General features: G+C 70.7%; 25 protein-coding genes. 8 read left to right on the forward strand and 17 right to left on the reverse strand.

The genetic code is table 11. The features are described from left to right. Positions 1-3: 3 nt before the first annotated feature. From ABDJ85_RS04005 to ABDJ85_RS04030, 6 genes are all read right to left on the reverse strand, one after another. A complete protein-coding gene (locus ABDJ85_RS04005) occupies positions 4-1,020 on the reverse strand; it encodes a Gfo/Idh/MocA family protein (protein WP_347703441.1) in 1,017 nt (338 codons plus the stop codon). Beyond that, positions 1,010-2,173 carry an HPP family protein gene (locus ABDJ85_RS04010; protein WP_347703442.1) on the reverse strand — a complete coding sequence of 388 codons (1,164 nt, stop codon included), beginning with the start codon at positions 2,171-2,173 and terminating at the stop codon, positions 1,010-1,012. The genes ABDJ85_RS04005 and ABDJ85_RS04010 overlap by 11 nt, the downstream gene beginning before the upstream one ends. Positions 2,174-2,334: 161 nt before the next feature. Next, on the reverse strand, positions 2,335-2,886 hold the full coding sequence (locus tag ABDJ85_RS04015; RefSeq protein WP_347703443.1) for a hypothetical protein: 552 nt from the start codon (positions 2,884-2,886) through the stop codon (positions 2,335-2,337). A 69-nt stretch (positions 2,887-2,955) separates the two neighbouring features. Continuing rightward, a complete protein-coding gene (locus tag ABDJ85_RS04020) occupies positions 2,956-3,555 on the reverse strand; it encodes a chorismate--pyruvate lyase family protein (protein ID WP_347703444.1) in 600 nt (199 codons plus the stop codon). Beyond that, a complete protein-coding gene (locus ABDJ85_RS04025) occupies positions 3,555-5,204 on the reverse strand; it encodes a GMC family oxidoreductase (protein WP_347703445.1) in 1,650 nt (549 codons plus the stop codon). Before ABDJ85_RS04025 ends, ABDJ85_RS04020 begins: the two co-directional genes overlap by 1 nt. A 23-nt stretch (positions 5,205-5,227) precedes the next feature. Beyond that, positions 5,228-5,869: a MarC family protein gene (locus tag ABDJ85_RS04030; protein ID WP_347703446.1), complete on the reverse strand. Its 642-nt coding sequence runs from the start codon at positions 5,867-5,869 to the stop codon at positions 5,228-5,230. A 348-nt stretch (positions 5,870-6,217) separates the two neighbouring features. On the opposite strand from ABDJ85_RS04030, the gene rbp reads away from it, so the two are divergent. After that, positions 6,218-6,718 (forward strand): RNA-binding regulator, encoded by a 501-nt coding sequence (gene rbp / locus ABDJ85_RS04035; protein WP_347703447.1) that lies wholly within the window; start codon positions 6,218-6,220, stop codon positions 6,716-6,718. Between the two features lie 112 nt (positions 6,719-6,830). Here the strand turns inward: rbp and ABDJ85_RS04040 are convergent, their stop codons facing one another. Further along, positions 6,831-9,143 carry a DUF5916 domain-containing protein gene (locus tag ABDJ85_RS04040; protein WP_347703448.1) on the reverse strand — a complete coding sequence of 771 codons (2,313 nt, stop codon included), beginning with the start codon at positions 9,141-9,143 and terminating at the stop codon, positions 6,831-6,833. Positions 9,144-9,559: 416 nt separating this feature from the next. Here ABDJ85_RS04040 and ABDJ85_RS04045 point away from each other — a divergent pair, with 416 nt between their 5' ends. Then, positions 9,560-10,261, forward strand: coding sequence for a PEP-CTERM sorting domain-containing protein (locus tag ABDJ85_RS04045; RefSeq protein WP_347703449.1), 702 nt, complete (start codon positions 9,560-9,562; stop codon positions 10,259-10,261). Positions 10,262-10,267: 6 nt separating this feature from the next. Here ABDJ85_RS04045 and ABDJ85_RS04050 read toward each other — a convergent pair whose 3' ends face one another. Genes ABDJ85_RS04050 through ABDJ85_RS04065 form a run of 4 tightly spaced genes read right to left on the reverse strand, consistent with a single transcriptional unit; the run spans position 10,268 to position 13,252 of the window. Next, positions 10,268-11,041, reverse strand: a complete 774-nt coding sequence (locus tag ABDJ85_RS04050; RefSeq protein WP_347703450.1) for an SDR family oxidoreductase — start codon at positions 11,039-11,041, stop codon at positions 10,268-10,270. A gap of 5 nt (positions 11,042-11,046) precedes the next feature. After that, entirely contained in the window at positions 11,047-11,676 is a 630-nt protein-coding gene (gene lptC, locus ABDJ85_RS04055) for an LPS export ABC transporter periplasmic protein LptC (protein WP_347703451.1), read from the reverse strand. Further along, the gene (locus ABDJ85_RS04060; RefSeq protein ID WP_347703452.1) at positions 11,673-12,254 is read right to left on the reverse strand and encodes a KdsC family phosphatase; all 582 of its coding nucleotides are present in this window, start codon (positions 12,252-12,254) and stop codon (positions 11,673-11,675) included. The genes lptC and ABDJ85_RS04060 overlap by 4 nt, the downstream gene beginning before the upstream one ends. Further along, positions 12,254-13,252, reverse strand: a complete 999-nt coding sequence (locus ABDJ85_RS04065; protein ID WP_347703453.1) for a KpsF/GutQ family sugar-phosphate isomerase — start codon at positions 13,250-13,252, stop codon at positions 12,254-12,256. Before ABDJ85_RS04065 ends, ABDJ85_RS04060 begins: the two co-directional genes overlap by 1 nt. Before the next feature lie 26 nt (positions 13,253-13,278). Here ABDJ85_RS04065 and ABDJ85_RS04070 point away from each other — a divergent pair, with 26 nt between their 5' ends. After that, positions 13,279-13,974, forward strand: coding sequence for a phosphatase PAP2 family protein (locus ABDJ85_RS04070; protein WP_347703454.1), 696 nt, complete (start codon positions 13,279-13,281; stop codon positions 13,972-13,974). 73 nt (positions 13,975-14,047) lie between these two features. After that, positions 14,048-15,544 carry a sulfatase-like hydrolase/transferase gene (locus ABDJ85_RS04075; protein WP_347703455.1) on the forward strand — a complete coding sequence of 499 codons (1,497 nt, stop codon included), beginning with the start codon at positions 14,048-14,050 and terminating at the stop codon, positions 15,542-15,544. 2 nt (positions 15,545-15,546) lie between these two features. On the opposite strand, the gene ABDJ85_RS04080 is transcribed toward ABDJ85_RS04075, so the two are convergent. Next, positions 15,547-17,184, reverse strand: a complete 1,638-nt coding sequence (locus tag ABDJ85_RS04080; RefSeq protein WP_347703456.1) for an FGGY-family carbohydrate kinase — start codon at positions 17,182-17,184, stop codon at positions 15,547-15,549. Between the two features lie 231 nt (positions 17,185-17,415). Between ABDJ85_RS04080 and ABDJ85_RS04085 the strand changes: the two genes are divergently transcribed. Next, positions 17,416-17,922: a hypothetical protein gene (locus ABDJ85_RS04085; RefSeq protein WP_347703457.1), complete on the forward strand. Its 507-nt coding sequence runs from the start codon at positions 17,416-17,418 to the stop codon at positions 17,920-17,922. Between the two features lie 11 nt (positions 17,923-17,933). Here ABDJ85_RS04085 and ABDJ85_RS04090 read toward each other — a convergent pair whose 3' ends face one another. Continuing rightward, the gene (locus ABDJ85_RS04090; RefSeq protein ID WP_347703458.1) at positions 17,934-19,454 is read right to left on the reverse strand and encodes a tripartite tricarboxylate transporter permease; all 1,521 of its coding nucleotides are present in this window, start codon (positions 19,452-19,454) and stop codon (positions 17,934-17,936) included. Positions 19,455-19,461: 7 nt separating this feature from the next. Further along, complete coding sequence (locus ABDJ85_RS04095) at positions 19,462-19,887, reverse strand: tripartite tricarboxylate transporter TctB family protein (protein WP_347703459.1); 426 nt, start codon at positions 19,885-19,887, stop codon at positions 19,462-19,464. A gap of 199 nt (positions 19,888-20,086) precedes the next feature. Between ABDJ85_RS04095 and ABDJ85_RS04100 the strand changes: the two genes are divergently transcribed. Both ABDJ85_RS04100 and ABDJ85_RS04105 read left to right on the forward strand, forming a co-directional pair. Beyond that, complete coding sequence (locus tag ABDJ85_RS04100; RefSeq protein ID WP_347703460.1) at positions 20,087-20,857, forward strand: substrate-binding periplasmic protein; 771 nt, start codon at positions 20,087-20,089, stop codon at positions 20,855-20,857. Between the two features lie 62 nt (positions 20,858-20,919). Next, entirely contained in the window at positions 20,920-21,570 is a 651-nt protein-coding gene (locus tag ABDJ85_RS04105) for a LuxR C-terminal-related transcriptional regulator (protein WP_347703461.1), read from the forward strand. Between the two features lie 8 nt (positions 21,571-21,578). Here the strand turns inward: ABDJ85_RS04105 and ABDJ85_RS04110 are convergent, their stop codons facing one another. Then, positions 21,579-22,202, reverse strand: a complete 624-nt coding sequence (locus ABDJ85_RS04110; protein WP_347703462.1) for a response regulator — start codon at positions 22,200-22,202, stop codon at positions 21,579-21,581. Positions 22,203-22,286: 84 nt separating this feature from the next. Between ABDJ85_RS04110 and ABDJ85_RS04115 the strand changes: the two genes are divergently transcribed. After that, on the forward strand, positions 22,287-23,636 hold the full coding sequence (locus tag ABDJ85_RS04115) for a sensor histidine kinase (protein ID WP_347703463.1): 1,350 nt from the start codon (positions 22,287-22,289) through the stop codon (positions 23,634-23,636). Positions 23,637-23,642: 6 nt separating this feature from the next. Here the strand turns inward: ABDJ85_RS04115 and ABDJ85_RS04120 are convergent, their stop codons facing one another. Both ABDJ85_RS04120 and ABDJ85_RS04125 read right to left on the reverse strand, forming a co-directional pair. Further along, positions 23,643-24,926: a cytochrome-c peroxidase gene (locus ABDJ85_RS04120; RefSeq protein ID WP_347703464.1), complete on the reverse strand. Its 1,284-nt coding sequence runs from the start codon at positions 24,924-24,926 to the stop codon at positions 23,643-23,645. Between the two features lie 56 nt (positions 24,927-24,982). Beyond that, the gene (locus ABDJ85_RS04125) at positions 24,983-25,420 is read right to left on the reverse strand and encodes a FixH family protein (protein ID WP_347703465.1); all 438 of its coding nucleotides are present in this window, start codon (positions 25,418-25,420) and stop codon (positions 24,983-24,985) included. Between the last annotated feature and the right edge of the window lie 136 nt (positions 25,421-25,556).

Genomic DNA, 25,556 nt, shown 5'->3' on the forward strand with positions numbered 1-25,556 from the left:
GCCTCACTCGAAGGGGTAACGCACCCCGATTTGCCGCCGGATCTCGTCCATGCATTCCAGCAGCGCGAGGCTCTCGCGGTGCGGCATGCGGGGGCTCTCCAGCAGGCCGGCGCGGATGCAGGCTTGTGCCTCGGCAATCTCGCCCTCGAAGCCATTGACGTGATGCGGCGCGTGCACGCGCTCGGGCTCGACGTTGCGGCGCAGCAGCTCGACGCGCTCGGCCATGTGGAACCAGTCCGGCATGCGGATCGCGGCGCTGCTGCCGAAGATCTCGGCGCTGCAGGCCGAGACCGCGTCGAAGCCACAGCGGAACTGCGAGACGAAGCCGCCCTTGAAGCGCATGGTGACCGAGACCGAGGCGTCCACGCCCGTGGGCGCCAGGCGGCCTTCGGCCTGCAGGTGTTCAAGGGCCGGGCACTCGCCGTAGGCCTGCTCCAGCACCCAGCGCGTCACCGCGAGGTTGTAGATGCCGATGTCGAGCAGGGAGCCACCGGCCAGGTCCGGGTTCCACATCCGGCTGCCCAGGTCGCTCATGTCATTGGGGAAGCTGAAGTTGGACAGCATGCCGCGCAGGGTGCCGAGCCGGCCCTCGCGCAGCCAGCCGGCCATCACGTCATACGCGGGCAGGAAGCGCGTCCACAGCGCCTCCATCAGGAAGACGCCGCGTGTGCGGGCGAGAGCGATCAGTTGCTCGGCTTCAGCCAGCGTGGGCACCAGGGGCTTCTCGCACAGCACCGGCTTGCCGGCCTCCAGGGCGGCGCGAACGTACTCGCCATGCTGGGCGTGCGGGGTGGCGATGTAGACGCCGTCGAGCTGCGGGTCGGCCAGGAAGGCCGCGAGGTCGGTGTCGATGCGGCCACCAAACTCGGCCGCAAAAACTTTCGCGCGCTCCGGGCTGCGGCCGTAGATGCTGTGCAGCTGTGCGCCCGGCACGCCCTTGAAGGCGCCGGCAAAGCGGCGGGCGATGTTGCCGGGGCCGATGACGCCCCAACGGAACGGGTGAGCTTGATCAGGATTCATGGGTCAGGGCCTTGACGATGTCGGTCTGGGTGAGGATGCCGACGAGCCGGGCTTGCTCGCCGACGATGGGCAAATGGTGGTGGCCGCTGGCGGCGAAGTAGGGCAGCACCTCGCTGACGGGCCGGTCGTGGCTGGCCACGCGCACATGGCGCGTCATGATCTGGCCCACAACCTCGGGCTTGTCGGAGTGCGTGGTGTGGCTGGGCTTGAGCAGGTTTTGCAGCCGGCTGGCCAGGCCTTGGTGCAGGCCGGCCTCGGCCGCGCGCAAGAAGTCCGAGCGCGTGACGATGCCGACGATGCGCTGCACCCGGTCCACCACGGGCAGGGCCTTGATCTGGTGCTGTTGCAGCAGGTCCCAGGCTTCTTCGAGCGAGGTGCCGTAGACGACGGTGATCACCGGCTGCGTCATCACCTCACTGCAGCGCAGCACATGCATGCGGTTGCGGTAGCCCAATAGCTCGGCCTCGTGCAGCAGCTCGGCCAGGTCGTCGCGCGGCACGTCGAGCACCTGGTTGTAGCGGGACAGCACGGCGTCGAGCTCGGCCTCGCCAAAGCGCTGGGGCGTTGCCGAGACGCCCGCCGCCACGGGCAGGCTGACCTGGGCGTGCGGATAGCGGCGACCGCTGAGCCGGTTGTAGGCCGTGCCCACCAGCACCAGCAGCAGCGAGTTGAAGGCCACGGGCAGTGCGGCAAAGCCCCAGGCCGTGGTGCCCGTCAAGACCATCAAGAGCGCCGACGCGCCGCCCGGCGGGTGCAGGCAGCGCAGCAGGAACATCAGCGCAATCGCACTGCCCACGGCCACGGCGCCCAGTGCCCAGACCGGCCCGTGCAGCAGGTGCAGCGTGGCAATGCCCGCAAGCGCCGAGACCGTGTTGCCGCCCACCACCGCCCAGGGCTGGGCCAGCGGGCTGGCGGGCACGCAGAACACCAGCACCGCGCTGGCGCCCAGCGGCGCCACCAGCCATGGCGAGGCGGCGGCCGTCGGCCCCAGCCAGCCGCGCGCGGCAGCGGCGGTGGCCAGTCCGGCCAGCAAGATGCCGAGTGCGGCCCCGGCGCTGGCGCGCAGGCGCTCGCGCAGGTCCACCTGCATGGGCGCGGGGCGCAGCTGGTGCCAGAGTACTTGGAGAGCGGAGCGGACGGCAGTGACGGGCATGGGCGGGGCGGATTCTCGTAGCGAAGCCCGGCGCCCGAGCCGCATCGGCCCTCCCGCTCAAGCTCGGCGCGCGAGTCCGTTCGTTGCCCCGGCACCCGGCCACGCAAAAGCCCGGGCCCAGCGCATTGCGCAGCCCGGGGTGGGTGATGGACGCGGGCGCCTCAGCGCGCCAGCGTCAACAGGGACTTGAACTGCTCCTTGAGCGCCAGGGCCTCGGCCCGCTTGGCACGGGTCGCGGCACGTTGGTAGGCAGCTTCGGCCTTCTCGCGCAGCGCGATGGCTTGCAGCAGCGCCTCCTGGTAGCGCTCAGGGGTGTAGGTGTTCTCGGTGCCAATGTAGACGCTGCGCGCCTGCGGGGTGTCGCCAAAGCGCGGGAGCGTCACGGCAAAGCTGCAGTCGCGCACGCGGCTGCCGGCGCGCTGGCGCACCACGGGGCCCGAGATGCCCGAGGGCAGGTCGGTCTGCTTGCGGCGGCTGGGCGTGCGGCGCAGGCGCGAGGGCGCCGGCAAGGTGGCGATGCGCTTGAGCAGCTCCTTCACGGCCAGGGCCAGCGCGCGGCGGGCGCCGCTGCCGTCATTGCTGTGGTCGGAGTACAGCTTGGTGCCGCCGTAGCGGAGTTGCCACCCGTGGGTGGAGAGGTGGTCGATGCGCTGGATGCAAGGGGGCACCTCAAAGCGCTCGCCGGAAAAGATCACGACGTCTCTGGTGTTCATGCCTGGTCTGAGCATGTGCGGCCACTTGGTGTCTCCACGGGTGGCTCTTGTCCCCTGAGGACTTTCAGTTTAGGCGGGGCCGCGAGGTGGCCCTGGCAGGGTTTGAACCCAAAACGGGGGGAGCGGTTTCCCGGAGATGCGGCGCGCGCCGGGCGGCTGGCCCACCAGCGCCGGCGCAAAGACCTCCATCACCCGCAGGGCCGCGCCACCGCGCGTGAAGACCGAGCTGCGCGACCACTGCAGGCCCGCCGGCGGCAACCCCTGGCCGGCTTGTTGCCAGCTGCGTGCAAGGCCGCGTCGCGTGGCGCCCACACGTGGCAACCGCTGCGGGCACAAAGCACTGCGCTGGATGCGCGGGTCGCCGTAGAGCAGGTGGGCCAGCGGGCGGGTGCCCAGGCCCTTGAGGGCCTTCCAGGGGCCCCGCGTGGCGCGGAGCAGCACGGCCGAGCGAGCCCAGACCACCGGCTCGCCGCCCACATGCAGCAGCACCTCGCGCACCAGGCTCGGGCCGCGCGCGCCCAGGGCCGCACGCTCGGCAGCCTGTAGGCGGGCCAGGCCCTGGCGCAGCAGCTGCACCTCAAAGCCCCGCCCCAATGCGGCCAGCCGCCGGCTCAGCGAACCCGGCGCCATCACCCAGGGGCGCAGGCTGCCCCGTGTTGCCAGCCCCATCAGTCGCGTGCCATCCAGCGCGCCGCCTTCTCGGCAATCATCAAGGTGGGCGAGCCCGTGTTGCCGCTGGTGATGGTGGGCATGACGCTGGCGTCGGCAATGCGCACGCCGCTCACGCCGCGCAGGTGCAGGTGCGGGTCGGTGACAGCGAGCGGGTCGTCATCGCGCCCCATCTTGCAGGTGCCCACCGGGTGGAAGATGGTGGTGCCGATCTCGCCGGCCAGGCGCGTCAGGTCGTCGTCGCTCTGGTACTGCGCGCCGGGGCGGAACTCCTCGGGCCGGTAGCGCGCCAGGGCCGGCTGGGCCATGATCTGGCGCGTGAGGCGCAGGCTCTCCAGGGCGACCCGGCGGTCGGCCTCGGTGCTCAGGTAATTGGGCGCGATCAGCGGCGCGGCGCCGGGGTCGTTCGAGCGCAGGCGCACGCTGCCACGGCTCGTCGGGTTGAGGTTGCAGACGCTGGCCGTGAAGGCGTTGAAGCGGTGCAGCGGCTCGCCAAAGGCGTCCAGCGAGAGTGGCTGCACGTGGTACTGCAGGTTGGCCCAGGGCTGCTCGGGGCTGGAGCGCGCAAAGGCTCCGAGCTGCGAGGGCGCCATGCTCATCGGCCCCGTGCGGCGCAGCAGGTACTCCAGGCCGATGGCCGCCTTGCCCCACCAGTGCGCGGCGCGCGTGTTCAGCGTGGGCGCGCCCGACACCTTGAACACCGAGCGGATCTGCAGATGGTCTTGCAGATTAGCGCCCACGCCCGGCATGTCGCGCTCGACCTTGATGCCGAGCGACTGCAGCAGCTCGGCCGGCCCCAGGCCGCTGAGCTGCAGGATCTGCGGCGTGCCAATGGCGCCGGCCGCCAGCACCAGCTCGCCGCCCGGCTCCAGCCAGGGGTGCTCCATGCCGTGCGGCGTCAGCACCTCCGCGCCCGCGCAGCGCAGGCCGCTGTCGTCGTGCATCAGGCGCAGGCGCTGGACCTGGGCGCCGGTCCAGAGCTCGAAGTTGGGCCGCCCATAGCAGGTCGGCCGCAGGAAGGCCTTGGCCGTGTTCCAGCGCAGGCCACCGCGCTGGTTGACCTCGAAATAGCCGACACCAAAGTTGTCGCCCGCGTTGAAGTCCGGCGTGGCCGGGATGCCGGCCTGGCTGGCGGCCTCGGCAAAGGCGTCGAGGATCTCCCAGCGCAGCCGCTGGCGCTCGACGCGCCACTCGCCGCCATGACCATGCAGGTCGGCAAAGCCTTCGGGTGCGTTCTTGGCCGCGTCCAGGCGCCAATGGTCCTCGTGCCGTTTGAAGGCGCGCAGCACCGAGGCCCAGCGCCAGGTCTCGTCGCCGGTGGCCTCGGCCCAGGCCTCGTAGTCCCGCGCCTGGCCGCGCATGTAGATCATGCCGTTGATGCTGGACGAGCCGCCCAGCAGCTTGCCACGCGGGTAGCGCAGCCTCCGCCCTTGCAGGCCCGGCTCGGCTTCGGTCTCGTAGCACCAGTCGGTGCGCGGATTGCCGATGCACTTCAGGTAGCCCACGGGGATGTGCACCCAGTGGTAGTCGTCCCGCCCCCCGGCCTCGATCAGCAGCACGCGCCGCTTGGGGTCGCGGCTCAGCCGGTTGGCCAGCAGGCAGCCGGCTGAGCCGGCGCCAACGATGATGGTGTGAAAGCCTTGCGCCATGGGTGCGCGACCATAGCAGGCGTTCAGCCCAAGTTGCGCGCGCCCAGGATGGGGAAGAGCTTAGTCAGCCCGTCCGCCAGCAGCTCGACCGCCACCGCCGCCAGGATCAGACCCATCAGCCGGGTCATGATGTTGATGCCCGTGCTGCCCAGCGCCTTGGCGATGCGGCCCGAGGCCATGAACACCACCCAGGTCACGGCGCCCACCACGACGCCGTAGCCGACCAGCACCGCCAGCTCCCACCACTGGCGGGTTTTCTCGGCGTAGATGACCATGGTCGAGATCGTGGCGGGGCCCGTCAGCAGCGGGATGGCCAGCGGCACCACGGCGATGCTGGCGCCGGCGTCCACCTTGCTGGTGCCCTCGCTCACGTCCTCCTTGCGCCCCTCGGCCGGCTGGGCGTTGAGCATGGCCAGTGAAGAGATCAGCAGCAGGCAGCCGCCCCCGACCTGGAAGCTGGCCAGCGAGATACCGAAGAACTCGATGATGCGCAGCCCGCAGAGCGCGCTCAGCGCGATCACGGCGCCGGCCGTGAAGGCGCTGACGCCAATCGTCCGGCGCCGCTGGGCAGGGCTGAAGCTGGCCGTGAAATGGATGAAGAACGGCACCACGCCCACCGGGTTCACGATGGCCAGCAAGGTGACCAGGGGCTTGAAGATCTCCATCCAACGACTCCTCGCCGGCATTGTGAGGGTGGCGTGGCGGCGGGTCTTGGCCGTGCTGGCGCTGATGAGGCAAGGGTTTACCCGCCTGGCATCGTGGGTGTCCGGCTCTGTAACTCGACGTTAGCGCTAACCCCGCGCGGGTTCGCTGCTGCAGCCGCCGGAACAGGATTGGGGACAGGGTTTCTGTGCGTTAACAATTAACAACAAGGGGCGAAACGCGCGGCATGGGCGCTCGGGGCGTGCGCCCATAATCAAGAGGCCTGTGTCAGCAAGCGGCACCTACATTGGTCACGATGGGTTGAAGCTCGACATGGTTTTCCGAGTTTGACGAGAGAGAAGGGCTTCCCCATGGGAAACAAGCTATATGTGGGCAACCTTGCCTACAGCGTGCGTGATGAGTCGCTGCAGCAGGCGTTCGCGCAGTTCGGCAATGTGGCTTCGGCCAAGGTGATGATGGACCGCGAAACCGGCCGCTCGAAGGGCTTCGGCTTTGTCGAGATGGGCTCGGACGCGGAAGCGCAAGCAGCCATCAACGGCATGAACGGCCAAACCCTTGAAGGGCGTGCCGTGGTCGTCAACGAGGCACGTCCTCGTGAAGAGCGTCCCGGTGGCTTTGGCGGCGGCGGCGGTGGCCGTGGCGGCTTTGGCGGCGGCGGCGGTGGCCGTTCCGGCGGCTTCGGCGGCGGCGGCGGTGGTTACGGCGGTGGCGGCGGTGGCGGCTACGGCGGTGGCGGTCGCTCCGGCGGCGGCGGCTACGGCGGTGGCGGCGGTGGTCGCTCCGGCGGCGGCGGTGGCTACGGTGGCGGTGGTGGCGGCTACGGCGGCGGTGGCCGTTCGAGCGGCTACTGAGCCCACGGCTTCACCAAGCAAGAAGCGCCCTTCGGGGCGCTTTTTTCTTGCCTGAAATTCTTGCCTGAGTGTCGGGCCTGCAAGTCCGGCCAGCGCCGCTGGAGCCGCGTGATCAGAGCAGCAGTGCGGCCTTCACAAAGACCTCGTGAGAGCGCTGCAGCCCGGGGCTGAGCCGCGCTTGCGTCCAGCCGATGCTGACCACGCGCGTCAGGCCGATGCGGTGCTGCAGCAGCGCGGTGAACTGCGTGTCCCGCGACTGTGCCGCCGCTAGCCCTGGCTCGGCCCGGCGTTGGTAGCGGCCTTGCTGGGCGATCAGCCGGATCAGGTCGCGCGGGCTGAGGTGCAGCACGACGAGGCTGCGGGCGCTGCGGTCGATCAGGGCCTGCTGGCCTTGCGCGTTCGCCACCATCACCAGCGCCAGGCGCTGCTCGAACTCCAGCCAGCGCCCTCCCGGCAGCGGCAGTCGCCACTTCGACTCGGTCTGCGCCTGCACGCCGCGCCCCACGCGGTCGGCCTCGATGTCGAGCAGGCGCCCGACGGTGAGATCGACGTTGAGGAAGTTCCAGGTCTCGCCCGGCATGCTCTCCAACCCGATCGCCAGATGCGGCGTGTCGTGCAGGCGGCCTTGTGCGTGGGCGCGTTGGCGGTCGATGCCGAGATGGCCCCAGACGCCGGTGTTGCGCGCCGTGGCGAACCAGAAGCCGGGCTGCACATGCTGCTCCACCACCAGGCCGGCCGGCACGCCCAGCAGCGGGTCGGCCAGGGTGCGCGTCTGGCGCACTTGCAGCTGGGCTTCCGACTCATAGATCGGTAAGCCCGCCACCTCGTGAGCGCCCAGGCGCCGGATCAGCCAGGCCATGCCGCGCCGCACGCCGCTCTGGCTGACAAAGCCGTTGTCGTTGGCAAAGCGCGGGCTGACCTCCTCGGCGTTCACGTGCGCAATCCAGTCGGCGTCCTTGTAGCGCCAGCCCAGCCAGCCGCGATGACCGGTCTGCGCGTCGATGCGCTGCGGCTGGCCCTGCGAGTCAAAGCCCAGGGTCGTGCGCGAGGCCAGCAGGTGGCCGCGCAAGAGCGAGGCCTCGGAGGCGCGCCAGACGAAGTCGCCGCCCAGCACATCGGTGCGCCGGCCGTCCCGCCAGTCGCGCAGCGAGGCCAGGCCTGCCAACCCCAGGTCGCCCCATTGCTGGCGGGCCCGCGCGAAGCTGGCTAGCGACTGGCGCGGCTGCGCGTGGCTGGCCGTGCCAAAGGCGCCCGGGCGCAGCACCAAGCCACCGCCTGCATCGCGCAGGCTCAGCAGCGTGGCCTCGGCCCCTTCGCCGCGCCAACTGGCGCGCAGGCCGGCGTCGGGGTCGGTGATGGCACGGGTGTAGAAGGCCGGTAGCGTGCGGTTCTCGCCGGTCTCGTCCGGCAAGGTCTGGCCCACCAGCTCGGCGCTTTCCAGGAAGAAGGGGCGCTTCTCCGGCAGGCTGAGCGCAAAGCGGGTGTTGCCGCTGAGCTGGGGTGCATCGATCTCGACCTGCGAGAAGTCGGGGTTGAGCGTGGCGTCGATCACCCAGTCGGCATTGGGGCGCCACTTGAGCTCGGCGCCCAGCAGGCTGCGGCGCTCGCGCGAGGTCGCGCCCGTCTCGTCGCGGCGCTGCACGCTGCGCAGGGTCAGCTCGGGGCGCAGGCTCAGGAAGCTGCGGCCGCGCACCTCCTCAGCCAGCTTGTCCAGGCCTTCAAGCACGGGCATCTCGGCGATGAAGCTCAGTGCGTCCTTGTTGAGCTGCGGGCTGCTGACATTGAGCACGCTGCTGTCGCGCGGGATGCTGCGCGTGACCATCACGCGCCAGGGCAGCGCGCCCGAGCCCGCATAGCGCAGCGCGGCCAGCGGCCAGCGCAGCTCGACGCTGTAGCCATCGGGCAGATGCTGCACGGCGGCTTGCAGGTCGAAGTCGGGGGCCGGGTCCTCGACATCGTCCTCGGCGGTGAAGAGGCCGTCACCGATGACACCGGCCGCGTTCACGCGTGCGTACTGCGCGGTGCGCCGCTGGCCGAGGGCGTCGATCAGCACGGAGACAAAGTCCTGGTCGCGCCGCACCTGGTCGCGCCGTGCCAGCGGGGCGCGGATCAACGCGGGGTTGGGGTCGAAGGCCTTGATGCCAAAGACCAGGGCATCGCGCGTGAGCAGCACCTGCACGGTGGTGCGCCACTGCGCGGGGCGCTTGTCCTCGGGCAGGAACTGGACGAAGTGGTCGTAGACAGGCGCCTCGCGCCAGACGGCGTCGTCAAGGCGGCCGTCGATCACGGGCTCGGCCGCGTTGGCGGGTAGCCGCCAGGCGGTCAGGGCGTCAGAGACAGGGCGTGGGCTCGTGGTGGCAGACGCCTGAGTGCCGAAGGCACACAGCACCACCGCCCCGACGCATCGGGTGATGAAAGACAACATGGATGGGAGACGAGCAACCCGGGCCGCAAGCCCGGGCGGGTGGGTGAGGCGCCGCGCCGTCAGCGGGGTGCTGCGGGCGACATCGAGTCTGCGTTGAGGCTCAACGCAGCGCTGTCAGCAGGGATGAATCACCTTGGCCATCTCAACCTCCTTGGTGGCTGAGCGCCACCGCCATCTCAGGCGCGCACTCTAAGCGCCAGGGTGTGCCCTTGCCAATGGTCATGCCGCTTGGTGTGGCCTGCGAGCCGCAGACGCAGGCGCGGACTCAGACGCTGAGGCGCTGCCACGCCCTCCCCCCGAGCCGAGGGGGCAGGGGCTGAGCTGTTTCGCCCGCCGATCGCGCGGATACCAAAGTCACCCCCCATGGTGGCCCGTGCTCTGCACGGACGCCGCCCCCGCCTCCGAGAGCCAACACCATGACCCTGCTTCACACCCTTCAACGCGCCGCGCTGGGCCTGGCCTGCGCCATCACCACCAGCTTGTCCGCCTCCGCCTGGGCGGCGCCGGTCACCTATCACTACGAGGCCAGCCCCTGGGCCTACTGGATCGACAACTCGGGCCACAACTTCCAGACCTTCGCCAACCCCGTGCGCGCGGCCTCACTGGACTTCACGGTGGCGGCGCCGCTCGCCGCCAATCTGGGCTCGCAGTACAACCCCGTCAATGTCACCGGGCAGCTCAGCGCCTGGTCCTATGACGGCGGGCGGGACTTCACGCGGGTGGACAGTCAGAGCGCCGCCAACTACTTCTCTCTGTTCCTGCGCACGGGCAGTCAGGGCGAGATCCTGGAGAGCCGGTTCTACATCGGCTCTGCGCCCATCACGGTGCCCGGCCTGCCAAGCTCGGCCCATGCCTCGCTCTACGTCGACTACAGCGGGACCTACCTGCAGGAGCGGGTCGACTACAACGACTACGTCCGCTGCCAGGGCTTCGGTCTGCATGGCGAGCCTTACTGCTACGCCGGTAGCGAAGGGGGCTACAACCAAATGAACGGCGGCGTCTGGAGCGTGGTGGCTGCGGCCGACCCGGCCCCTGATGGCCACCTGCCCGAACCCACCAGCCTTGCCCTGATGGCGGTGGCGTCCCTGGGCCTGACGCTGCGCCGCCGCCGGCGCTGACGCCGCCTACCCGCCGGCCCGCTGCTTGCGCGGCCGGCCGGCGAGCAGCTTGTCGTAGAGCCAGTTCGGCAGCAGGCGCAGCAGCTTGGCCACCACGCCCATCTGCCAGGGGATCACGCGGTAGCTGACCTGGGCGCGGATGGCGCGCACGGCTTGGTCGGCAAAGGCCCCGGGCGTCATCAGGAAGGGCATGCTGTAGCGGTTGCTGCGCGTCAGCGGCGTGTCGATGTACCCCGGCAGCAGCGTCACCACGCGCACGCCAAAGGGTCGGCACTCGCCACGCAGGCTCTCGCAGTAGGCCACCACGGCGGATTTGCTGGCGCAGTAGGCACCGTGCCCGGGCAGGCCGCGGATGGAGGCGACGCTGGCGATGCCCACCAGGGTGCCGTGGCCGCGTGCGTTCATGGCGGCGACGAAAGGGTGGAAGGTCGCGGCCAGGCCGAGGTTGTTGGTCTCGAAGGTGCGGCGCATCACCGCCAGGTCGTCAAAGACGGCCGTGTCCATGCCGACGCTGATGCCGGCATTGGCGATCACCACATCCGGTACGCCTTGCGCGGCGATGCACTCGCGGCCGATGCGGGCCATGGCCTCCAGGTCAGCCACGTCGGCGCCGTAGATGGCAAAGCGATCGGGCGCCAGCTGCTGCTCAGCAGCCCAGCGGGCCAGCTCGTCGGTGCGCCGCGCCACCAGGGCCAGGCGGGCGCCGTCCTGGTAGTAGCGCAGCGCCAGGGCCTGGCCAATGCCGCTGGAGGCGCCGGTGATGAAGACCAGCTCAGACATGCGCCTCACCGCTTCCGTGTGGTGGGGGCCACCACGGCCTCGCTGCGGCCGAAGAAGCGCCACTGGCCGCTGAGGTGGCGGTACTCAAAGCCCTGGGCCTGGATGCGCAGGCCGTCCTGCTCGATGGTGACGGGGCGGCTCGTGCGCATCAGCTCGGCGTTGGACAGCACTTCCAGGAAGGGGCTGTGCACATCGAGCTGGACGGGGCCGTCCTCCGGCGCCTGGGGGGCAAAGCGGCGCAGGCGCACGTCGCCTTCGAGCTGCAGGTGGCTGCCATCGGCATTGCTGCGGGCCAGGCGGGCGGTGGCCAGTGCGCGGGCGCCGTCGGGCGCCACGGCGTGCACGCGGGCGTCATCGATCTCGACGGTGTCGTCGTCCGGGTAGTGGCGCAGCTCGCGGCCCGAGACCAGCACCTGCAGCGTGCCGTCGGGCGTGATGCGGCGGATCTCGAAGCCCGTCATCACATAGTCGGGCACATGGCGCAGCGTGGTGGCCTGGCTGGGGGCATCAAAGCTGGGCGTGTTCTTGACCAGCCACCAGCTGCCGCCGGCCAGCACGGCCATCAGCAGCAGGGGCAGCGAGTCGGCCAGCATGGCCTGCAGCCGCCACAGCCAGGGCAGGGGCCGGGCGGTCATGGGGTGGGGCGGCCGCCGTCCAGGGTGTCGAGGTGGCCGTCCAGCAGCGCGGTGTAGCGGCCGGCGGCCATCAGCACCAGGTCGCAGCACTCGCGGGCCGCGCCATGCCCGGCGGCCGCGCGCGTCACGTGGTGGGCCACGGCCAGCACCTCGGGGTGGGCGCCGGGCGGGGCCACGGCCAGGGCGGCACGGCGCATCAGCGGCAGGTCGGGCCAGTCGTCGCCCATGGCGCCCACCTCGCCCCAGCTCAGGCCCAGGCGGGCCAGCAGGGGCTCGGCCAGGGCCAGCTTGTCACGCGCGCCATAGGCGGCGTGGGCCAGGTCCAGGTCGGCGATGCGGCGGCGCACGGCGGGGCTGTCGCGGCCGGTGATCACGATGGGCTCGATGCCGCAGCTGCGCAGCGACTTGAGGCCATGGCCGTCCAGCGTCGAGAAGGCCTTGAAGCGCTCGCCGCCGTCGTCGATGTAGATGCGGCCATCGGTCAGCACGCCGTCCACATCAAAGATCACGGCCTTCAAGCCCAGGCCCTGGCCTTGGGCCTGGATCAGCAGCTCGGGGGGGAAGGTCAGCGCAGCCATCAGATCACCTTCGCACGCATCAGGTCGTTGAAGCTGACCGCGCCCAACAGGTGCCGCTCGGCGTCCACCACCAGCACGACGGTGATGCGTGCGGCTTCCATCAGGTCGGCCGCATCCACGGCCAGGGCGTCGGCCAGCACGGTGCGGGGGCGTGGCGTGGCCACCTCGGCGGCGGTGAGGGCGCGCAGGTCGCGGCCGCTCTCGACGAGGCGGCGCAGGTCGCCGTCGGTGAAGATGCCTTGCACGCGGTCTTCACCGTCCACCACCACGGCCATGCCCAGGGCCTTGGCCGACATCTCGCGCATCAGGTCGGTGAATGAGGTGCCCGGGGACACCCGAGGCAGGGCCTCGCCCTCGCGCATCAGGTCACGCACGTGCGAGAGCAGCTTGCGCCCCAGCGCCCCGCCGGGGTGGGAGAGCGCAAAGTCCTCGGCCTTGAAGCCGCGCGCATCCAGCAGGGCCACGGCCAGCGCATCGCCCAGGGCCATTTGCGCGGCGGTGCTGGCGGTGGGGGCCAGCTGCAGCGGGCAGGCCTCCTCGGCCACGGCGCTGTCGAGCACCAGGTCGGCATGCGAGGCCAGGGTGGACTGGGCGCGGCCCGTCATCGCAAAGAGGGGCACGCCCAGGCGTTTGAGCGCGGGCAGCAGGGCGTTGAGCTCCTCGCTCTCGCCCGAGTTGGACAGGGCCAGCACGATGTCGCCCGGCGTGACCATGCCCAGGTCGCCATGGCTGGCCTCGGCCGGGTGCACGAAGAGGGCCGGCGTGCCGGTGGAGGCCAGCGTGGCGGCGATCTTGCGGCCTACATGGCCGCTCTTGCCAATGCCCATCACCGCCACCCGGCCCTGGCAGGCCAGGATGCGCGCCACGGCGGCGGCAAACACCTCGCCCAGACGCGGCGCCAGCTCGGCCAGGGCCCGCGATTCCACGGTCAGGGCTTGGCGCCCCATCTGGATGGCGCGGGCGGAATCAAAAGGGCTGGCGGGGACGGCAGAAGACATCGGGGCAGTGTAGACAATGCCCCTCCATGCCCGACGCGATGCACGACCCCCTGCCCACCCGCCGCGCGCTGATCGCGCTGGCCGTTTGCCTGCTCCTGCTGCTCGCCTGGGACGCGCTGGGCCTGGACCTGGCCGTGATGCGCCAGGTGGGCGACGCCAGCGGCTTTGCGCTGCGCGAGGCCTGGGTCACCAAGCAGCTGATCCACGAGGGCGGGCGCCTGGTGTCCTATGCGGCCATGGTGCTGATCGTGGCGGCCAATGTCTCGCCCCGCGTGCTGCCCCTGCTGTCGCGCCGCGAGCGGCGCTGGTGGTTGGTGGTGACGCTCGTCGCCCTGGCCTGCATCTCCCTGCTCAAGCGCGCCAGCCTCAGCAGCTGCCCCTGGGATTTGCAGGCCTTTGGCGGCATGGCCGAGTACGTGTCGCACTGGCGCCTGGGTGTGCGTGACGGCGGGCCGGGCCACTGTTTCCCCTCGGGCCACGCCAGCGCCGCGTTTGCCTACCTGGCCGGCGGCTGGGCCCTGGCCCGCGCCTACCCCCGGGCCGCGCGCGCCTGGCTCGTGGCCGTGGTGGGGCTGGGGGCGGTGTACGGCGTGGGCCAGATGCTGCGCGGCGCCCACTACCCCAGCCACACGCTGTGGACCGGCTGGATCTGCTGGGCGGTGACGCTGGGGGCGCAACGCTGGCTGAGGGCGGCCGCGTCCACGCCCCCCACGAACAACTAGCTTTTCCTCCCGCCAACACTTCTCTACATCCGGAGGCGCTCGCAGCAACCCGCGCTGGCCACAGTCGCGCCCCATGTGGCGAGATCGAGCGACAGGCGGCCCTGCGGCGCGCTGGAAGTGGGGGCTGGCGGGCGTGGGCCTGCTGGTGTTGTGGACGGTGGTGGGGGCGACCTGGTTCCTGCGCACCTACCTCGGCCCGGTCACCTGGGACCAGGTGCTCTTTCATTTGCAAAACGGCGGGCTCGACTACGCCGACCCGCGCATGCTGTGGCGCGGCTTTCGCTGCCTGATGGCCGTGCTGGTGTTGACCGGGCTGAGCCTGTGCGCCGTGCGGCGTTGCGTACACCTGCCGCGCGTGGCCATGTGGGCTGTTTGGGCTGCCTTGAGCCTGGGTGCCGTGGTCTCGGTACAGGCCACCGTGCACGACCCCTGCGAGCCCGACCCCGAAGGCGCCGACTACCTGGCCACCTACTACGTGGACCCCGCCGAGCAGCACTGGCAGCGGCCCGCGCAGGCGCCCGCGCAGTTGCCCGATGTGCTGGTGGTGTTTGTCGAGTCGCTCGACGAAGAGTACGTGCACCCCAGCCACCCCGATGCCCCGCTGCTGCCCCACCTCACCCAGCTGCGTGACGACCTGCAGACCCTCGGCAGCCTGCGCAACCTCAGCGGTGCCAGCTGGACCATGGGCGGCATCTTCACCGCGCTGTGCGGCCTGCCGCTGCAGCCCGTGGGCCTGATGAGCCGCAACACGCTGGAGTACAGCACCCGCTTCTTCCCCGGTGGCCGCTGCCTGACCGACGTGATGGCCGGCCTGGGCTGGGACGTCAGCTTCTACGGCGGCGCCTCGCTCAAGTTCGCCGGCAAGGGCCAGTTCCTCAAGGACCACTCGGTCGCCCGCCGCTTTGGCCGTGAAGAGTGGCGCCGTATCGCGCCCGGCGTCGAGGTCGAGGGCTGGGGCGTGCTCGACGCCGGCCTCGTCGAGCTGGCCTGGGCCGACATGCAGCGCCCGCGCCCGCGCAATGCGCCGCGCCTCTCGCTGCTGCTCACCGTGGACACCCACGGCCCCATGGGCACGCTCGACCCCGGCTGCACCTTGCGCCGCGACGACGTGCCGCCCGAAGACGTGATGCGCAGCGCGCTGCGCTGTGCCGACAAGGCCGTGGACAGCCTCGTCCGCCGCTTCGTGGCCGAGCGCAATGGCCGCCCCAAGGTCGTCTGGGTGATGGGTGACCACCTCAACCCCGAGCCCCTGCTCGGTGACGCCGACCTGGCGCCCGACTTCGACGGCCGCAGCGTCTTCCATGCCCTCGCGCGCTACGACGCCAACGGCCAGCCCCTGCCCATGATCGACCAGCACCGCGAGTTCACCCACGTGGACGTGCTGCCCACCCTGGCCGAGGCCATCGGCCTGAGCTGGCAGCCCGCTGCCCACCAGCTCGGCCTCGGCCGCTCCCTGCTGGCCACGCCCGCGCAGCCGACCCTGGCCGAGCGCGATGGACTGGCGCTGATGAATGGCCGGCTGTCCTGCCGCTCGCCGCGCTTTCAGCGGCTGTGGTTGCGGGGGGCGTGAGCTCAGCGCGGCGCGGTATCCAGGCGCTTCAGCGCCCGCAGCACCGGGCGCAGCCGGCCGTAGAGCGGCCGGTACACGTCGGCAAACAGGCGGTCGTAGTGGTCGGCCGCCTCCGCTTGCGGCTCAAACCAGCGCTGCACGCGCGTCATCGCGGCCACGGCCTCGGGGGTGTTGGCGTGCAGCCCCAAGCCCACGGCCAGGTTGATGGCGGCGCCGAGGCCTGAGGTCTCGTGCGTGTGGGGCCGGCCCACGCGCAAGCGGAAGATGTCGGCCGTCAGCTGCAGTGCGCCGTCACTCTGCGCACCGCCGCCGCTCGCGCGCAGTTCGGTCAGCGGCACACCGCTGGCGCGCTCGATGCGGCCCCGTCCCTCGCGCAGTGCATAGGCCAGGCCTTCGAGGATGGCGCGGTAGAGGTGGGCGCGGGTGTGCTGCGGCCCGAAGCCGACGATGGCGCCGCGCGCCTCGGGGCCGGGGATGCAGACGCCCGGGCTCCAGGTGGGCAGCAGGGTGAGGCCCTCGCAGCCCGGCGGGACCTGCGTGATGAGCTCATCGAACAGGCGCTCCGGCGCGATGCCGAGCGACTCGGCCGCCGCAACTTCCGGGTGGCCGAACTGGTCACGGAACCAGCTGACCAGCCAATAGCCGCGCGAGATCTGCTCCTCCACGCTGAAGCCACCAGGCAGCGCCGCCGGGTAGGCGGGCACGAAGCGTTGCGACTCCAGATAGCGCGGCGAGGTGATGTTGAGCGTGGCCGTGGTGCCATAGCTCAGCGCGCCGATGTGCGGCTGCAGCGCCCCGGCGCCCAGCACCTCGCAGGCCTTGTCGGCGGCCGAGGCGATCACGGGCAGGCCCTGCGGCAAGCCGGTGGCCAGCGCCGAAGCGGGCGTGAGGCCGCCCATCGGCTGGCCCACGGGGATGAGGTCCGGTAGCTGATCGGGCCGCACGCTCAGCGCCTGCCAGGGCCAGTCCCACGCGCGGCACCAGGTGTGGCGCTTGTAGTCAAAGGGCAGGTAGGCCACCTGGGCGCCCACGCTGTCCACAAAGCGGCCTGTGAGCCGCTGGTGCAGCAGGCCCGACAGCAGCAGGAACTTGTGCGCCCGCGCGTGCATCTCGGGCTGGTGCTCGGCCCACCAGTTCAGCTCGGCCGCGCGCTGGAAGCGGGCCAGCGTGTGCCGCATGCCAATCACCCTGAAGGCCGTGTGCCAGGCCAGCGAGACGGGCGGCAGCCGCGTGGCCAGGCGCTCGTCGGGCCAGATGATGGCCGGCGCCAACGGCGCGCCTTGCGCATCCACCGGCAGCATGGAGCCGCGTTGCGTCGTCACCGCCAGGCCCGCCACGCGGGACGGGTCTTGCGCATCAGGGCCAGCCCACAGTGCACGGATGCAGGCGGCGCTGGCCTGCCAGAAGGCCTCGCCGTCGTGCGTCATCCAGCCGGGCTCGGCGCGCTGGTAGTCAGTGAGCAGCTGCTGACGGCGGGCTACCAGGCGGCCGTCCGGCGCAAACAGCAGCGCGCGGACGGACTGGGTGCCGAGGTCGAGGGCGAGCAGCAGGTCTTGCATCGGCGCAGTGTGCCGCTGCGCCGCGCGTTTGGACGACGGGATCAGCCCCAGGGTGTTGGGCTGCCCTGGTGTGCCTTGCACGGCCCGCGCATACTGCCGGCGGCACCGGGGAGGACATTCGCAGGGAGGCCGTACCGCATGAAACAAGACCGGCATAGAGCGCCACGTTTTCGACAGCTTGTTGTTGTTGGCGCCGCCTTGGCGTTCCCAGCGCTGCATGCGCTTGCTGACTTCACTTGCGAGGTGCAGACGAATGGGTGGGTCGCCCCCGCATGCCAATCTCCAGCAGTGCGGCGACTGGTGGCCCAGGTCATGGCAGCCTCAGAGTCGCTTGGCTGCAATGATCCTCAACGGTTGGAGCTCAAGGCGATTCGGAGCGCCTGGGGCAGAGACCAAGCTGCGTGCCGACTGCACGACGACGGGGTCAACTGCACGCAGATCAGCCTCAAGGCCGAGTTGCGCTACCTCCGGGAGACGCGGCGCTGCGATGTGAATGCGCGCCCGGTCAGGTTTTCATCGCCAGATGCGAGCTATGTCGCCTTGCATCCCAACACATACCGAGACGCTCAAGTGAGCGTCATGGGACAGATGTCCGTTGACGACTGCAAGCCGGGGGCGGGCTCCACGAGCGGCAGCCTTCGAGACAGTGGGCCTGGCCCCTCCTTGCCCGTGGAGTTTTCGAGCTTGCCGGACGAGCAGCGGACCTTCCTCTGCACCAAGCAGCCGTTCTCCGCCTGGGGTGGCGTCGTCAGGCTGCGCGACGACGGCAGGCCCTATCTATTCCTGACGGACGTGCTCGGGGTGGAGCTTCCCCGCTGAGCTTCGTGAGATCAGGCTGAAGCGGCCGATGCTGCCGCAGCAGCAGCCACGCGCTCGCGCCGCTGCGCGCGCAAGAAGCTGAACAGCTGCCAGCCCACGAAGACCAGGATCAGGCCCAGCAAGCTGCCGCTGATGGGCCGCGTGACGAAGGGCGAGAAGCTGCCCCGGCTCAGCAGCATTGCGCGGCGGAAGTTCTCCTCCAGCATGGGGCCGAGGATGAAGCCCAGCATCAGCGGCGCGGCGTCCAGCCCCAGGCGCAGCAGCAGATAGCCCAGCAAGCCGAAGCCGGCGGTGACGAAGACCTCGTCCAGGTTGTTGTTGACGCTGTAGGTCCCGATGCAGCAGAAGAACAGGATGGACGGGAACAGCACCGCATAGGGGATCTTGAAGACCGACAGCCAGTAGCGCACCAGCGGCACGTTCAGGATCACGAGAAAGACGTTGCCGATCCACATGCTCGCCACCAGGCCCCAGAACAGGTCGGGGTGGCCGGCAATCATGTTGGGCCCGGGCTGGATGCCCTTGATGACGAAGGCCGCCATCATCAACGCCATCACCGGGTTCTCGGGGATGCCGATGCTCATCAAGGGGATGAAGCTGGTGCGCGCGGCGGCTTCGTCGGCCGCCGCCTGGCCGGCCACGCCTTCGATGGCGCCGGTGCCCATCTCGTCGGCATGCTTGCTGAACTTCTTGTCTACCGCATAGGCGGCGAACTGCGCAATCACCGGCCCGCCCCCGGGCAGGATGCCGAGGAAGGAGCCGATGGCGCTGCCGCGCAAGGCGCTCGGGATGATGCGTTTGAACTCAGCCCAGGTGGGCATGAGTTTGATCTCGCCATTGAACGGGGTCCGCTCGTCCTTGGCGTCCAGGTTCTTGGTGATCTCGGCAATGCCGAAGCAGCCCAGCGCGATGCTGACGAGGCCGACACCGTCGGACAGCAGGGGCAGGTCGAAGGTGTAGCGCAGCTGGCCGGTGATGACGTCGGTGCCGATCTGCCCAAGCAGCACACCCACGAAGCACATGGCCAGGCCATTGAGCAGGCTGCCGGTGGTGACGATGCTCACGCAGAAGAAGCCGAGCAGCATCAAGGAGCAGTAGTCGGCCGCACCGAACTTCAGCGCCACTTCGCCGAGCTGGGGCGCCGCCCAGGCCAGCACCACGATGGCCACGGTGCCGCCGATGAAGCTCGACACGCCGGCCGTGAACAGAGCCAGGCCCGTCTTGCCCTTGAGCGTCATCTGGTAGCCGTCAATGCAGGCCACGATGGAGCTGGCGTGCGGGATCTTCATCGTGATGGCGCTGACGCTGTCGCCGTACTGCGCGCCGTAGTAGATGCCGGCCAGCATGATCAGCGCGCCCTGCGTGGGGATGCTGTAGGTGAGCGGCAGCAGCAGGCTGATGGTGGCCAGCGGCCCGAGGCCCGGCAGCAGCCCGATCAGCGTGCCCACCACGCAACCGATGGCGCAGTACATCAGGTTGCTCATCGTGAGCGCGTGCTCGAACCCGAAGGCGAGGTTGTGCAGGATGTCCATGGGGAGCTCAGTAGAGGGGCAGGTTCAGGCCCAGCAGCTTCTGGAAGGCCAGCGCCACGACGATGAGGCCGGCGGAGACCTTGAGGTTGCGCGAGGTCGAGTAGTGCCCGCCCGCGAACGAGGACACGAACACCAGCGCCACGATGCCGGCCGTCATGTTCACGAAGTGCGAGGCCAGCGCAAAGGCGCACAGGCTGGCCATGATCAGACCCACATTGCGCAGGCCGCCGTCCAGCGGCTCGGGCCGCGTGAAGCGCGAGCGCACCAGCATCACCACGGCCACCAGCAGCAGCATCACGCTCACCATCAACGGGAACAGACCCGGGCCGGCGTGCGCCATGGTGCCCAGGGGAAAGCGCAGGGCGCCCAGGCCAAAGGCCAGTGCAATGCCCGCCAGGACCAGGCCGCGGGCGAGATGGCGATCGATGCTCATGAGCTTGCTTGTCATGCCTGGCAAGGGCATGCGCTGTTGGGGAAGGCTGCACTCTAGGAAGGCCCCTCGCAGCGTGCCGAGCGGCAATTACTTAGGACAAGTTGCAGCAAGCTTTGCGGCCCGTTGCTGCACCCGGTTGCCACGTCGAACGGGGCTGCCGTGCAGGCATACTGAGCCACGCTGGCTGGGGAGCCAAGGCGTGGGAGCCTCTTTGACAACAAGGCCTGACAACGGCAGTGGACGCGGCTGGTGCCGAGCCTGGTGGCTCTGCGCGTGGGCCCTGCTGAGCCCGCTCCTGGCCAGCGCTGCGCCCGAGCCCGGCGCTGCCGAAGTGCCGGTGGTGCCGGTGGTGTTGGGCACCGTGCCCACGGCGCGCACACGGGCACTGTCGGGCGAGCTGGTGGCGCTGGTCTGCCGCGAGGCGGGGCTCAAGTGCCGGCTCGACATCCTGCCCGCCGAGCGTGCGCGGCAAGACATGGCCGCCGGCCGCTACCCGCTGGAGTTTGGGCGCTACGCGGGCTACGAGCGCGTCGTGCCCGGCGTCATCCGCATCGACCCCAGCGTCTACACCGTGCGCGTGGTGGCCCTGGTGCGGGTCAGCGGCCTGGCGGCCCAGGGCTGGAAGGGCCTGGTCGGCAAGCGCGTGGCCTATATGCGCGGCACCCTGCTCGCCCAGGAGCGCCTGCGGGACGAGGCCGAAGTGATTGCCGTCAACAGCCCGTCGGCCTGCGTCGAGATGGTGGCCAAGGGTCGCGTCGAGGCCTGCGTGCTGACCCGCGTGAACGTGCCCCCCGCCAACGAGCTGCCGCCGCAGCCGGCGCTGCACCTGGAGCTGCTGGAGACCGTGCCCCTGCACCTGTGGGCCGCGCCGGGGCAGCAGCTGCTGGCGGACCGCCTGAGCGGCGCCGTGCGGGCCCTGCTGCAGCGTGGCGAGCTGCAACGCTTCTGGGCGGCCAACGCGACGCCCTAGAAGCCTGCCGACACAATGCTGGCCATGCTTGCGTTTCGTGCCTGCCCCCCGACCTGGCGCCTGTGTCTGCCGTGATGGCGGCGCGGCGCATCCTGGTGCTGGACGACCATGCCGTCGTCCGCGAGGGGCTGGCCCAGCTGCTGGCCCCGCTGGGCGGTGGCTGCGAGGTGCTGCAGGCCGCCGGCCTGGCCCAGGCCCAGGCCTTGATGGCCCAGCTGCAGGGCCCGCCGCTGGACCTGGTGGTGCTGGACCTGCACCTGGGCCCGGCCAGCGGCGACGCGGACCCGCTGGCCGCCTTGCGCTGGTGGCGCGGCCAGCACCCGCAGGTCCCGGTGGTGATGCTCTCGGGCGATGACGACCCCGAGCTGGCCATGGCGGCGTTCGGGCTGGGGCTGGCGGGCTGGTTGTCCAAGTCGGCAGATACCCTGGCCTTGCTGGGCGGGCTGTCGCTGGTGCTGCAGGGAGGGCGCATCGTGCCGCCCTTCGTGGCCAGCCGCAAGGCGGCCGAGCCCGGTGGTGGCGCCGAGCTGACCGAGCGCCAGCGCGAGGTGCTGCGCTGCCTGGCGCAGGGCCTGGCCAACAAGGAGATCGCCCGCGCGCTTGGGGTGGCCGAGCCCACGGTGAAGCAGCACCTGGTCGTCATCTACCGCGTGCTGGGTGTGCGCAACCGCGCGCAGGCGGCGCTGGCGGCGCGGCAGCAGCGCCTGGGGTGATGCCTGCGCTACAGCCCGTGGCGGATGGCCCAGGCCACCAGCTCGGCCGCATTGCGCAGCCCCAGCTTGCGGGCAATGTTCTCGCGGTGCTTGCGCACCGTGTGGGCGCTGATCTCGAAGTGCTGCCCGATCTGCCGGCTGCTCATGCCGCGCCCCACGCAGGCGGCAATCTCCAGCTCGCGCTCGGTCAGGCCTTCATGCGCATCACGTGGCTCGCGATCGAGGCCAGCGGCCAGCTCGGGGCTGACCCAATAGCCGCCTTGCGCCACCGTGGCCAGGGCCTTGAGCAGGTGCGCGGTGTCCTCGGTCTTGAGCAGATAGCCATGCGCCCCCAGGGCCAGGGCGTCGCGCACCGAGCGCGTGTCCTGCCGCGCGGTGACCACCAGCACGCGCGTGGCCAGGCCCTCGGCCTGCAGGGCCTGCATCACGGCCAGGCCGTCCAGGCGCGGCAGGCCCAGGTCCAGCAGCAGCACATCCGGCCGCAGCGAGCGGGTCAGCGCCAGCGCGGTGTCCCCGTCGCCGGCCTCGCCCACCCAGGTGTAGCCGGGCTCGCGCGAGATCAGCCATTGCAGGCCCTGCCTGACCAAGACATGATCCTCCGCCACCAGCAGTCGAATCGTTTCTGTCGCCATGCCCATCGTTTGCATTGACCGAGTCATCAGCGGCGCGCGCCGCGTGCGCCCATCCCTGGCATTCTCAGGCCGGGACTCGCGCTGATGGTGCAGGCGGCCACCTCGGTCGAGCGCGACCTGCTCGAACTCTTCCGTCGCCAAGTGCCCGCCTCTATGGTGGGCAATGTCGGCGTGGGCAGCGTCACGGCCGTGGTGCTGTGGCTCAGCGGCATGCACGACGGCGTGCCGCTGTGGTTTGGCACCGTGCTGGCCTTGGTCGCCCTGCGGACCTGGCACGCGCGCGGCATGACCGAGCGCATCGCCCATGCCGACGCCGCCGGGCTGCGGCGCCTGCGCCTGGAGATCGCCGGCCTGATGTCTGCCACCGCGCTGACCTGGGGCCTGATGCCCTGGCTCAGCTACCACGGCGAGAACCCGCTGCTCGACTTCTTCAGCATCACCATGCTGGTGGGCATGACGGCGGGCGCCGTGCAGTCGGCCGCCGCCGTGCCGCTGGCGCTGCGCAGCTACATCGTGCTGGGCTTCTCGCCCTTTGTCGTCAAGTCGGTCTTCATCGGCGGCACGGTCTATCTGGCGGGCGGGCTGCTCATCATCTTCACGATGCTGATCTGGCTCAGCTATGCGCGCTCGGCCTTCCGCATCGTCCACCGCACGCTGGCCGCCACGCGCGAGAACGAGGCCCTGGCCGAGGCCCTGCGCCAGGAGCGTGACGCCGTGCGCAACGCCATGCGCGCCAAGGACCTGTTCCTGGCCGGTGTCAGCCACGACCTGCGCCAGCCCGTCCACGCCATCGCGCTCTACCTGCACGTGCTGCGCAGCCTGCGCCAGGACGAACTCTCGCCCGACGCCGTGGACCGCGCGGCCAGCCCCATCGAGACGGCCTGCCGCACCATGAGCACCCAGCTCAGTCGCTTGCTCGAACTCTCGCGCCTGGAGGCCGGCGAGGCCCGCGTCCACCGCAGCGCCTTGCCCGCCGCGCAACTGCTCGATGCGCTGCGCGCCACCTTCGCGCCCCAGGCCGAGTCCAAGGGCCTGGACCTGCGCTTCTCAGCCCCACCCGAGGTCTGGCTCGACACCGACCCGCGCCTGCTCCAGTCCATGGCCGACAACCTCGTCAGCAATGCGCTGCGCTACACCCAGGCGGGCGGCGTGCTCGTCAGCCTGCGGCGCTGGCAGGGGCGCTGGCGCCTGGCCGTGCAGGACACCGGCCCCGGCTTTGACGAGGCCCTGCTGCCCGAGATGTGCACGCCCTACCGCCGCTTTGACGACAGCCAGCGCGGCACCCAGGACGCTGGGCAGGGCCTGGGCCTGGCCCTGGTGGCGCGGCAGGCCCAGCTGCTCGGGCACGAGCTGGTGGTGCGTTCGCGGCCCGGGCGGGGCAGCAGCTTCAGCCTGCTGATCCCGGCGGCGGCGCCAGGCGCGCTGAACGGCTGAGCGGGATCAGCGCGGCGCCTCGCTCAAGCTGCCAAGAAAGCTCACCAGGTCGGTGATCTCGGCCTCGGTCAGTTCGATGGGCGGGCGCTCGGCATGCTGAGGCTTGGCGCCGCCGGGATGCCGGTGTGTCAGCTCCGAGTGCCCCACGGCCGCATGCGGCGCGGCCACGTAGTGCCGCACCACCTGCTCCAGCGTCGCCAGCTGGCCGGCGTGCATATAGGGCGGTCGGTCGGCCACGCCGCGCAGCCCTGGGGTCTTGAATGCGCCTTCCAGCGTCGGGTCGTCGGTGACCATGAAGCGCAGCTCCTGGCACTGCTCGGGCCGCGCGTCACTGAAGGGGCCGAGGCAGTTGAACTCGTCGTCGCGCAACTTGGCGGTCGCGGCCGCGCGGCCACGGTCGGGGCGGGCCGCGTCGCGCGGCGGGATGCCGGTGTTGTGGAACTGCTGGTCGCTGAGCAGCGGCCCCTGGTGGCAGCTCACGCACTGCGCCTTGCCAATGAAGAGGCGCAGGCCGCGGGCCTCGTCGGCGCGCAGCAGGCCACCGGCCGCGCGGTCGCCGCGCAGCGTGGCGTCGATGTAGGCGTCCAGCCGCGTCGGCGCGTGAGTCAGCGATTTCTCATAGGCCGCAATGGCCTTGCCGACGTTGGCAAACACGCGTGACACCTCGCCGCGCCGGCGCGGGTCCATGGCGGCCCACGCCGCCTGCTCGGCCTCGTTGCCCTTGGGGCTGGCGTCGCGTGGCAGCCCCTCCAAGCGCGGCAGCGCACCGAAGAGCGCCGCGTAGTCCGCCGCGTAGTGCTCGGCCACCAGATGCGCGACGCGCGTGCGCGTGGTGCCGTGCTCCACCGCGTCTTCGAGCGGGCCGAGTGCTTGCGCCCACAGGCTGTCTTTGCGGCCATCCCAGAACAGCCAGGTGGCGTGCCCGGCGCCAACGATGGGCATCGCGCGCCGCGAGCCCGTGCCGACTCCGCGGCTGACCGGCAGGCCGTCCTGGAAGTGCCGCGCCGGGTCGTGGCAGCTCGCGCACGAGACGGCGCCGTTGCGGCTGAGGCGCTTGTCCTCGAAGAGGCGTTGCCCCAGTGCCAGGGCGGCTGGTTGGCGCTCCACGGCGTTGGACGGATCCACCGGCAGCGGCGGCAGCTGCTTGAGGCTGAGCGAGGCGAGCACGGCCTGCTCCTCGGTGCTCCAGCGCACCAGGCCCGCCGCAGGTGTTGCCGGTGCAGCCTCACCGGCTTCGCTCAGCGTCACGGTCAGCGCGGCGCACATGGCGGCAGCGACGGTGCCAAGCATCCAGATCGATGATGGGACTCTGAACATCTGTGTCTCCCGGGGCAGCGACGCTGGCTTCAGCGGCCAGCGCTGGGCTCGGCGACGACGGTGTTGAAGCTCACGCGATCGGTTCCCGCAGCGCCGTCGATGGCGAGCTTGATCTCCCACCAGCCGGTCATGCTCCATTTCATGCCCTCGATCAGGTAGGTGCCGTCGGCGAGCTCGCGCGTCACTTGCGGGCGGGTCGGCAGGCCGTGGCCGTGCTGCGGCATGCCGCCATCCACCTTGATGCGGGCCTGCGTCACCGGCGTGCCGGCCGGGGTGGCGAGCTTCACTTGCCAGGTGTGCAGTTGGTTGATGGCGGGCGGCTGTGCCGGGGGCAGCAAGGTGACGAGGTATTTGCTCTCGGCGCTCGTGCGCGTGAGCGCGAGGTCGAGGTCTTTGGGCGGGGACATGCAGCCGGTGATGGCGGCCAGCGCGGTGATCGACAGGGCGAAGGTGAAGAAGCGGTTCATGAGAGCCTCCAGGCAATCGGGTGTTTCAGTGGGTGTGGCCACTGCCCTTTGTGGGCGGCGGACCAGACGCACTGTCCGAGGCTGGAGGCTGCGGAGCCAGCGAGGCGCGATGAGTGGGGCTTGGACGTCCGGCAGC

The organism is Roseateles paludis (genome assembly GCF_039872745.1).
Taxonomy (GTDB): Bacteria; Pseudomonadota; Gammaproteobacteria; order Burkholderiales; family Burkholderiaceae_C; genus Pelomonas; species Pelomonas paludis.